The sequence below is a fragment of the Allobosea sp. CCNWLY174 genome, from assembly GCF_037120455.1.
GTDB classification, from domain to species: Bacteria; Pseudomonadota; Alphaproteobacteria; order Rhizobiales; family Beijerinckiaceae; genus Allobosea; species Allobosea lupini.
The window spans coordinates 21,593-31,645 of record NZ_JBBBBQ010000019.1 but is presented as its reverse complement, the minus strand read 5'-3'; the positions used below and the strand labels follow the sequence as shown (position 1 = coordinate 31,645).

Here is a 10,053-nt window from a genome sequence, read left to right as displayed (position 1 = left end):
TTGACGGCTGAAATGCTTCCCGGTCGGCCGGCGCGCCGCCGCGCGCAGCGCTCACCACAAGAACCATCCTGTTCGCCGCGGCTTCGTCTACCCACCGGCGGCAAGTCCTCTGGGCAACGACAGTCGAAATCCGGCCCAGTTGGATCGCCGGAGTCGACGCTCAATGTCCGCTAATTAGCATTGAGCCAGAGTACCGTTGTGGCGCATTTCGCGAACGGCTAGCGATTTTGGCCCATAGCCGACTCTTGGAAGGTCCGCTCTCGGCAACTCAGTTTGTTAGTGGCCAGAGTGGCCAGTTTGGGCCCCTGAATACGTCGGCAGGGTCGGCTTCCGGTGGTCCAGTTGAATAGCCGACAGGGCTCCGCGATAGGCCGATAGGGGCACGGAAGGCGACCAAATGGGGTCCGGTCAGCGTGTCGCTGGCGCGGTGGAGGACGCACGCCCGGCCTATGCGGGCACCGCTTCGCCTGCCGCCTGCTCGCTGTCCATTTCTTTCATGTCCTCGAAACGGTCGGCGATGCGCGGATGGATGCGGCCGCCATCGGACGCGCCGATCGCGACCAGGACCTCGTCTGGCCCCGGTGCGTCGGCGATCTGGAAGGTCGCGGTGATGAAGTGCGAGCGCTTGCCGGTCTCGCTCTTGTGGATCATCGGCAGGGAGATCAGCGCGCCCGGCGCGGTGCGGGTGTTGGTGAAGCTCAGGAAGGCCGTGCCCGAGACCGCCTCGCGGAAGACGTTGCCGAAGCGCAGCGTGTGAATCAGGGCAGAGGCGTGCTCGATCTCGCCGTTAACCCCGACGATCGCCGCCTTGCCATAGGCCTCGACACGCTCTCCCGGCATCGCGGCCACGAGCCGACGCGTCATCTCAAGGCCGAGCGGGCGGGCTATCCGCAGGATTTCCGGCCGCAGATTCTCGACGAAGCCCTGGCCGGCCCAGGGATTCTTCACGACGGCGGCGACGACGACCATGGTGACCGGCCGGGGCGCGGTCTTACCGCCTTCGAGCATGGTCTCTTCCGTGAAGGTCGCGATCTTGCGCAGCCCGATATCCATGCCTGCCTCCGGCGTTTGAAATGTCGTCGCTGGCCAAGCTAGTTGCCGGCGCGCTTCTGTCTTCCTCCGGTTGCTAGGAAGAACCGGCAGGACGATGCTGCGAGCCTATGCAGATGGCCAGTCAGGATCAGACGCGATGCTCGACCCGGTTTCCCAGATCGCCTCGCTGCGCGATGTCGCCAGCCGGATCAATTCCGGTTCCGATCTCGACGGGCTGCTGCTCGACCTGGTCAAGGTGGCCTGCGAGCATGGCGGCTGGACCATGGGCTCGATCATGGCGGTCGATCTGACCCATGGCCACGCCAATGTGGTCGCGAGGCACGATCCCACCTTGCTGCGCCGGCGGCTCGAGGATCGCTGGGAGCTGGCGACGAGCCCGGCGCTGCTCGCCCTGCGAACGGGCGAGCCGGTCTATATCGAGGATGCCCGCACCTCCGAGGACTTCCCTGGCTATCGGCGTGAGGCGTTCGAGCGCGACTACCGCTCGGTGATCGTCCTGCCGCTCGGCAGCGCCGATGCCGAAGGGCGCCCGATGGTGCTCAGCCTGGTCTCGCGGGCTTTGAAGCCAGTGCCGTCCGAAGATCTCGCCTTCATGGCGATGATCGCGCATCTCGGGACCATCGCGGTCGAGCGCGAGCATCGCCTGCGGGCCGCACGGAGCGTTGCCGAGGATTTGCGCCACGCACTGGTCGCGCAAAGCGACCTGCTGCAGGAGGTGCTGGCCGGAGGCTCGATCGAGGCCTTGGCGGAACGGCTTGGCGAATTCCTGCAATGTGCCGTGCTGGTGATCGATTTCTCCGCCAACACGCTCGTCGCCAACGGCTCGCCCATGCCGGATTTGCTCGACGCTGCCGCCTGGCGCAGGCTACTCGCCGAAGGTGAAGCCGACCGGGTGATCGCGCAGCTCAGGCAGAGCGTGACGCGCGAGCGGGCGGGCCGAGCCGAGCTGACGGTCTCGCATGACGGGCGCGTGCTGCGACTGCCGGCGGCGGTCGAACCGCTCGCGGTCGAGGCGGAGCAGGTCGGCGCGCTGGTGCTGTTCGGCGAGGAGCAGGGTGGCGATCTCAGGCGGCTGACGATCGACAGCGCGAAATTCGCCCTGAGCGTGCAGATGATGCGCAGCGTGATCCGCTTCCGCTTCGAGACCCGGACGCTGACGGAGCTGTTCTTCGAGATCGTCGAGCGGCGCTGGCGCGATCCCGACGACATCCTGCGCCGGGCACGCCATCTCGGCGTCTCGCTCTCGCGGCCGCTGCGGATGATGGTGGTAGATCTGCCTGCCGCCGGCCAGAGCGAACGCGACCGCACCCAGCAGGCGCATCAGAGCGTCGCACGCCTCGCCGGCCAGCTTGGCCTGGGCTGCCATATCGTCGCTGTCGGCGCCGGGCTCGTCTGCCTCGAGCCCGAGCCGGAGGGGCCGAAGCGCGAAGCCTCAGAACGTTTTGCAAAACGCATCACCGAGGTCCTGCGCCATGACCTGCAGGGCGAGCCGATCGTGGTGATCGGCGGGCTGTGCCAGGAGCTCGACGACTATGCCGGCGAGTGGGAGCGGATCTGGCGCATGGTACGGATCGCGCGCGGCTTCAAGCGGACCGGCGTGCTCTCGGCGCTCGATTTCGGGCCGTTGCCGATGCTGATCGGCGCGGCCGATGCGGCCGAGGTGCGCCGTTTCGTCGACGGCAGCATCGGCCGCGTCGCCACCCATGACCGGGAGCACGGCACGCCCTATCTCGAGACGCTCGCCACCTATCTGCGCCATGGCTGCCGCAGCCAGGCCTGCGCCGACGCCATGGGCCTGCACGTCACCACGCTGCGCTATCGGCTGACGCGGATCCAGGAGTTGTTCGGCATCGATCCCGAGCCGCCCGATACGCGCTTTGCTCTGGAACTGGCGCTCAAGATGCACGGCCTGATCGAGGGAGCCGCGCCTGGGCTCGAATGAAAGCGCGGAAAGATTCCAGGTCACTTCCATCTTTTCATAGGAAGCGCGCTGGCGGCCACCTTCATAGCCTGACTCCGACGTGGCGCATGCCATCGGAGAGGACCAGCCATGCTGGCGACAGCACCCCAGGAGCCGGTTTCGATCGATCCCGTCGCCTTGCGCCGGGCCTTCGGCACCTTCCCGACCGGCGTCACCGTGATTACCACCCGCGATGCCGAGGGCCGGCCGCGCGGGATGACGGCGAATTCCTTCACCTCGGTTTCGCTCGACCCGCCGCTGCTCTTGGTCTGCGTCGGCAAGGGCGCCTCCAGTTACCCGGCTTTCGCGGAAGGGCAGGCTTTCGCCGTCAACCTGCTTCATGAAGGCCAGAAGCCGGTCTCTGCCCTGTTCGCCTCGAAAGCGTCAAACAAGTTCACCGACACCCTGCATGACAGCGTCCATACCGGCGCTCCGGTGCTGGCCGATTGCATGAGCTGGTTCGATTGCACGGTGCACAACCGTGTCGAGGCTGGCGACCATCTCATCCTGATCGGCCGGGTCAGGGCCTTCGGCACGAGCCCATCCGCCCCGCTGGCCTTCTGCCGCGGGCGCTATGCGGCGGTGAAGGACCCGCTGCCGCCCGGCTGGCTCGCCTCCAGCAGCATGATCGTCAACTACCTCGTCGAGAGCGACGGAAAGCTGCTGCTCTGCCGCAACGAGGATGGTGGCTGGGCGCTGCCCCATGCCGCGCGTCGGATCGTCGATGGCCGGCTGCCGGTTCCCGGCGGCGAGGGGCTGCCGCTGCTGCCGGAGACGACCTTCCTCTACTCGGTCTTCGACATCGCCGACGGCGATCCCGGTCATCTCGTCTATCGGGCGCGGCTGGCGGGCGACGCCGCCGGCCTGGCGCTGCCGGACGGGGTGCGCTTCTTCGGCTTCGACGAACTGCCATACGAGCAGATCCTCACCCGCGAAACCCGCACGATGCTGCGCCGCTATGTCAGCGAAAGCAGCCGGCGGCGCTTCGGCATCTACGTCGATTCCCATGATGGCGGGCGCTTCGCGATGGTCGAGGACACCCAGCCCTGGGACGGGGTCCCGCAACAATGGGAGCGCGGTGGCGCGGCATGAAGACGACGGTCCAGACACTTCAGGGCTCGCGCATCGGGCATTTCATCGACGGCGCCTTCGTCGCGCCGCAAGGCGGCGTCTATGCGCCGAGCTACGACCCGACCACGGCCGAGCCCTGGTACGAGTTCGCGCAGGGCGACGCCGGCGATGTCGATGCGGCGGTGCGCTCGGCGAAGGCGGCATTGCTGAACCCGGCCTGGCGCCGGCTGACGCAGACCGATCGCGGCAAGCTGGTGCGCCGGCTCGGCGAACTGGTGCTCGCCCATGCCGAGGAGCTGGCGGAGCTCGAATGCCGCGACAACGGCAAGCTGATCAAGGAAATGCGCGCCCAGATGCGGGCGATCCCGGATTCCTACGGCTACTTCGCCGGCATGGCCGACAAGCTCCAGGGCGACACGATCCCGGTCAACAAGCTCGATACGCTCAACTTCAACCTGCGCGAGCCGATCGGCGTGGTCGGCATGATCATCCCGTGGAACTCGCCGCTGATGATGCTGACCGGCACGCTGGCGCCGTGCCTGGCCATCGGCAACACGATCGTGGTCAAGCCCTCCGAGCACGCGACGGCGTCGGCGCTGGCATTGGCGGAACTCGTCATCGAGGCCGGCATCCCCGCCGGTGTCGTCAACGTCGTCACCGGCGACGGCGCGACCACGGGCGATGCGCTGACGCGCCATCCCGGCATCGCCAAATACGTCTTCACCGGCTCGACCGACACCGGCCGCAAGATCGCCGGCAATGCCGCGGGCAACCTCGTGCCCTGCCAGATGGAGCTCGGCGGCAAGTCGCCCCACGTCGTCTTCTCCGATGTCGACATCGAGCGCGCCGTCAACGGCGTCGTCTCCGGCATCTTCGCCGCGGCGGGCCAGACCTGCGTCGCCGGCTCGCGCTGCTTCGTCGAGGCACCGGTCTACGAACGCTTCGTCGAGGCGCTGGTCGAGCGCACCCGGCGGGTCAAGGTCGGTCATCCGATGGCCGAGGACACCGATATCGGGCCGCTGGCGCTGGCGGCACAGCTCGAGAAGGTCGAGCACTTCGTCGGCTCCGGCGTGCGTGAGGGCGCCAAGGTCGCGGTCGGCGGGCGCAAGCCGCGGGACGAGGCCCTGGCGCGCGGCTGGTACTACGAGCCGACGGTGCTGGCCGATGCGCGCAACGAGATGAGCTTCATGCGCCACGAGATCTTTGGGCCGGTGGTCGGGGTCATGCCCTTCTCCAGCGAAGACGAGATGATCGCGCTCGCCAACGACACCGAATACGGCCTCGCTTCCGGCATCTGGACCCGCGACATCGACCGCGCCATGCGCTTCGCCCGCAATGTCGAGGCCGGCACGGTCTGGATCAACACCTACCGCTCGGCTGCCTTCATGTCCGCCAATGGCGGCACGAAGAAGAGCGGCTACGGCCGCCGCGGCGGCTTCGAGGTCATGCGCGAATTCTCGCGGCTGAAGAACGTCGTCATCGACTACTCGGGCGCCATGCAGGACCCGTTCGTCATCCGGCTGCGCTGACGCGCTGTCCCGCTGCTCCACGGAGGCATCCATGAAGTTCGCTCTCTCGATCAATATGGAGCGCTTTTCGCCAGAGGCGTCGATGCAGGACGCCATGTCCCAGATGCTGGCGCTCGCCCGCGTCGCGGATGAGGGCGGCTTCGAGACGCTGTGGACGGCCGAGCATCACACGATCGAGTGCACGATCTCGCCCAACCCCTTCCAGACGCTGACCTGGCTCGCCCAGCACACAGATCGCATCCGGCTCGGCACGGCGACGCTGGTGGCGCCCTACTGGTCGCCGATCCGGCTGGCCGGCGAGGCGGCGCTCTGCGATCACCTGACCGGCGGGCGCCTCGAATTCGGCATCGCGCGCGGCGCCTATCAGTACGAATTCGACCGCATGGCGGGCGGCATGCCTCAGCAGGAAGGCGTCGCCTATATGAAGGAACTCGTGCCGGCGGTGCAGAAGCTCTGGGCCGGCGACTATGCGCATGACGGCCAGTACTGGCAGTTCCCGCTCGCAACCTCCGTACCGAAGCCGCTGCAGAACCCCCATCCACGCATCTGGGTGGCGGCGCGCGATCCCGGCACCTTCGACTGGGCGGTCGGCATCGGCGCCAGCATCCTCTCGACGCCGCTCTCCGCCCCGGTCGCCGAGATCGGCGTGCTGGCGGAGAAATTCCGCAAGGCCTGCGCCGACCATCCCGAGCGTCCGCGGCCGAAATTCATGATGCAGCGCCGCTCCTGCGTCTACGAGCGCTCGCTGGATTGGGAGCAGATCGTCCGCTACAGCGTCGATTACGGCCGCTATTTCGAGAACCTGATGCAGAACATCGGCACGGTGACCAACGGCTTTCCGCAGGCGGTGCCGTTCGAGACCGTCGCCAATCGCGGCAATTACGACCCGCGCGCCATCCGCGACAACCTGGTCTTCGGCACGCCCGACGAGGTCATCCCGAAGCTCGAGGTCTATGAGGCCGCCGGCGTCGACCAGTTCTGCCTCGGCCTGTCGTATAATCTGCCCTTCGAGCTGCAGATGAAGACGCTCAGGCTGTTCATCGACGAGGTGATGCCGCATTTCGCGGCTCGCGGGCGCGACGCGGCGAAGCCTCGCTTCGCCGCCGCCGGAGCGTGACGGGCATGGCTGGTCTCGCCGCGGTGACCGAGCCGGATATCGCCGGGACCTTCATGCGCGATGGTGTCGCGCTGAATTACCGGGTCAGCGGGCAGGGGTCGCGGCCCCTGGTCCTGATCCACGGCGTCGGCTCCTATCAGGAGGCCTGGGACGGGGTGATCGCGCGGCTCTCCGATCGCTTCCGGATGCTGAGCTTCGATCTGCGCGGCCATGGCCATTCGGAGCGTGTCAGGGGGCGCTACGAGATCGACGATTTCACCGGGGACGTGCTCGGCCTCGCCGATCATGTCGGCTTCGCCAGCTTCGACCTTGCTGGATTCTCTCTCGGTGGGCTGATCGCACAGCGCCTCGCCCTGACCCATCCCGAGCGGCTGCGGCGGCTCGTCCTTCTATCGACCGTATCCGGCCGGACGCCAGAGGAGCGCGAGCGCGTGCTCGCCAGGCTCGCGGCCCTCAAGGCCGGTGATCGCGGCTCGCATTACGATGCCTCGCTGTCGCGCTGGCTGACCGAGGAATTCCAGGAACGCAATCCCGAGCTGATCGCGGAACTGCGGCGGCGCAACGCCGAGAACGATCCGGATTGCTATGCCGCCGCCTATCGCGTCCTGGCGGAAACCGATTTCGGCGGGCTGATCGATCAGATCCGCCTTCCGACGCTGATCGCCACCGGCGAACACGACCAGGGCTCGAACCCGCGCATGTCACGCTTCATGCATGAGCGCATCGCCGGCTCGCGCCTGCATATCCTGCCGGGGCTGCGCCATTCCCTACTCAACGAGGCGCCCGACCGCGTCGCGGCGCTGATGGACGAGTTTCTCACGGAGGATATGGCGTGATCGTCGAGGAGCGCATTTACCGAATCCGCAACGGACGGATGAACTGCTATCTCCAGCTCGTGCGCGAGGAGGGCCTTGCCATCCAGCAGCCTATTCTCGGGCAGCTCGTCGGCTACTTCACCACCGAGATCGGGGCGCTGAGCCAGGTCACTCACATGTGGGCCTATGCCGATCTCGAAGACCGTCGCGTGCGGCGCCAGCAGCTCGCCGACGATCCGCGCTGGCAGGCCTTCCTGCCCAAGCTGGTCGAGAACATCGAGCAGGCCGAGAACCGCATTCTGCTGCCGACGGATTTTTCGCCGCTGCGCTGAGCGCAGCATGCGCGGGTGACAGGCGCAATCGCCGCCCCGCACGATCACAGGAGGGGAGTGCAGTGAGCGAGAGGCTGCGTATCGACAACCTCTACAAGGTTTTCGCCAAGGATCCCGGACCTGCCCTGCAGATCCTGCGCAAGGGTGGCACGAAGGACAGCGTCTTCGAGACGCTCGGCCATGTCGTCGGCCTGGACGACGTCTCGCTCGCGGTGCCATCCGGCGCGATGTACATGGTGATGGGGCTGTCGGGCTCCGGCAAATCCACCCTGGCGCGCTGCATCAACCGCCTGAACGAGCCCAGCGCCGGCCGCATCCTGCTCGATGGGCAGGATCTTGTGCCGCTCGACGAGAAGGCATTGCGCGAGGTCAGGCGCACGCGCATCTCGATGGTGTTCCAGCATTTCGCCCTGCTGCCGAACAAGCGCGTGATCGACAATGTCGAGTTCGGGCTGAAGCTGCGCGGCGTCGCACCGGCCGAGCGCCGCCGCCGCGCCGAGGAGGTGCTGTCGGTCGTCGGGCTCGGGCGCTGGGGCTACCATCTGCCGCATGAGCTGTCGGGCGGCATGCGCCAGCGCGTCGGCCTGGCGCGGGCGCTCGCGACCGATGCCGACATCCTCATCATGGACGAAGCCTTCAGCGCGCTCGACCCCTTGATCCGCACCGAGATGCAGGACGAGCTGTTGCGCCTGCAGCGCACGCTCAACAAGACCATCCTATTCATCACCCATGATTTCCAGGAGGCGCTGAAGCTCGGCACCCGCATCGCGATCATGTCGGAGGGCCGGCTGGTACGCGAGGGCACGCCGCAATCGATCGTGCTCGAGCCGGGCAGCGACTATGTCGCGGCCTTCACCCGCGAGGTCGATCGCGCGCGCCTGTTCGATGCGCGTTCGGTGATGAAGGCGCCGGCGGTGCTCTGGCGCGGGTCGGCCGGCATTGTCGTCGGCGGACCGGAAGGCGGCTTCCTGCTCGACCAAGAGGAGCAGGTCGTCGCCGGGCTTGACGGCGCCGAGATCGCCCGCCTGCAGGAAACCGGGACGCTGCCAGCCGAACAGGCCGCTCCGATCTGTGTCCCGGAGGCAACCAAGCTCATCGATGTCGCGCGCTGCTACCGCGCCGACCGGAGTGTCGGCGTGATCGACGAGGCCGGCCGCCTCGTCGGCCTGCTCGGCGCCGAGCAGATTCTCGCCCGTATCGCCAACCTGCCGGTTCAGGAGCGCGAACCATGATCAAGGCCGACGATCTCGCGATCTTTCCGGTCGACCAGTGGATCCAGGACGGGGTGCGCTGGCTCGCGCTCAACCTGCGTCCGCTATTCCAGGCGATCAAATGGCCGGTCGAGAGCCTGCTCGGCTTCAACGACTGGGTGCTGCACGCCATCCCGTTCCCGGCGATGCTGCTGCTGATCGGCCTCATCGCCTGGCGCAGCGCCGGCGTGGGCGTCGCGATCTTCAGCGTCGTGTCACTGGTCGTGATCGCCATGCTCGGCGTCTGGGCCGAGGCGATGACGACGCTGTCGCTGATCGCGACGGCGATCGTCTTCTGCGCCGTGATCGGGATTCCGATCGGCATTCTCTGCGCGCGCAGCGACCGGGTCTGGAACGTCGTCCGCCCGATCCTCGACATCATGCAGACGACGCCAACCTTCGTTTATCTCGTGCCGGTGGTGATGCTGTTCGGCGTCGGCACGGTGCCCGGCGAGGTCGCGGTCGTCACGGCGGCCGCGCCGCCCCTGATCCGCTTCACCAATCTCGGCATCCGCATGGTCGAGCACGAGATCGTCGAGGCCGGCCTCGCCTTCGGTGCCGACCGGCGCCAGCTGCTCTGGGAAATCCAGCTGCCGCTCGCGATCCCGACCATCCTCGGTGGCCTCAACCAGACGGTGCTGACCGCGATGGTGATGTCGGTCGTGGTCGCGATGATCGGCGCCGAGGGGCTCGGCCTCGTCGTTCTTCAGGGGCTGGGGCGGCTCGATGTCGGGCGCGCCGCAGTCGGCGGCATCGCCATCGTCCTGCTTGCGATGATGCTGGACCGGATCACCCAGAAGCTCGCCGAGGCCAAGAGTGGCCAGCGCCCGTCGCTGTTCCAGCTCGCCATGCGCTTCCTGCGCGGCGGGCGGCGCGAGGAGATCGCCGCCCTGCCGCCGGGCGAGGCCACCCGGCAAGGCGCATAG

General features: G+C 67.4%; 9 protein-coding genes. 8 read left to right on the top strand and 1 reads right to left on the bottom strand.

The genetic code is table 11. The features are described 5' to 3' along the window. Nucleotides 1–447: 447 nt before the first annotated feature. Complete coding sequence (locus tag V7S63_RS28440) at nt 448–1,053, bottom strand: amino acid synthesis family protein (protein WP_336532791.1); 606 nt, start codon at nt 1,051–1,053, stop codon at nt 448–450. A 136-nt stretch (nt 1,054–1,189) separates the two neighbouring features. On the opposite strand from V7S63_RS28440, the gene V7S63_RS28435 reads away from it, so the two are divergent. The 8 genes from V7S63_RS28435 (at nt 1,190) to V7S63_RS28400 (ending at nt 10,053) form a co-directional block, all read left to right on the top strand. Continuing rightward, nucleotides 1,190–2,995, top strand: coding sequence for a helix-turn-helix domain-containing protein (locus V7S63_RS28435; RefSeq protein ID WP_336532790.1), 1,806 nt, complete (start codon nt 1,190–1,192; stop codon nt 2,993–2,995). Between the two features lie 108 nt (nt 2,996–3,103). After that, nucleotides 3,104–4,105: a flavin reductase gene (locus V7S63_RS28430; RefSeq protein ID WP_100962187.1), complete on the top strand. Its 1,002-nt coding sequence runs from the start codon at nt 3,104–3,106 to the stop codon at nt 4,103–4,105. Beyond that, nucleotides 4,102–5,613: an aldehyde dehydrogenase gene (locus V7S63_RS28425; RefSeq protein WP_336532789.1), complete on the top strand. Its 1,512-nt coding sequence runs from the start codon at nt 4,102–4,104 to the stop codon at nt 5,611–5,613. The genes V7S63_RS28430 and V7S63_RS28425 overlap by 4 nt, the downstream gene beginning before the upstream one ends. Before the next feature lie 31 nt (nt 5,614–5,644). Continuing rightward, nucleotides 5,645–6,730, top strand: coding sequence for an LLM class flavin-dependent oxidoreductase (locus V7S63_RS28420; protein ID WP_336532788.1), 1,086 nt, complete (start codon nt 5,645–5,647; stop codon nt 6,728–6,730). A gap of 5 nt (nt 6,731–6,735) precedes the next feature. Then, the gene (locus V7S63_RS28415) at nt 6,736–7,566 is read left to right on the top strand and encodes an alpha/beta fold hydrolase (RefSeq protein WP_336532787.1); all 831 of its coding nucleotides are present in this window, start codon (nt 6,736–6,738) and stop codon (nt 7,564–7,566) included. Beyond that, nucleotides 7,563–7,877: an NIPSNAP family protein gene (locus V7S63_RS28410; protein WP_336532786.1), complete on the top strand. Its 315-nt coding sequence runs from the start codon at nt 7,563–7,565 to the stop codon at nt 7,875–7,877. The genes V7S63_RS28415 and V7S63_RS28410 overlap by 4 nt, the downstream gene beginning before the upstream one ends. A gap of 62 nt (nt 7,878–7,939) precedes the next feature. Next, nucleotides 7,940–9,109, top strand: a complete 1,170-nt coding sequence (locus V7S63_RS28405) for a quaternary amine ABC transporter ATP-binding protein (protein WP_336532785.1) — start codon at nt 7,940–7,942, stop codon at nt 9,107–9,109. Next, complete coding sequence (locus V7S63_RS28400) at nt 9,106–10,053, top strand: ABC transporter permease (protein WP_091837012.1); 948 nt, start codon at nt 9,106–9,108, stop codon at nt 10,051–10,053. Before V7S63_RS28405 ends, V7S63_RS28400 begins: the two co-directional genes overlap by 4 nt.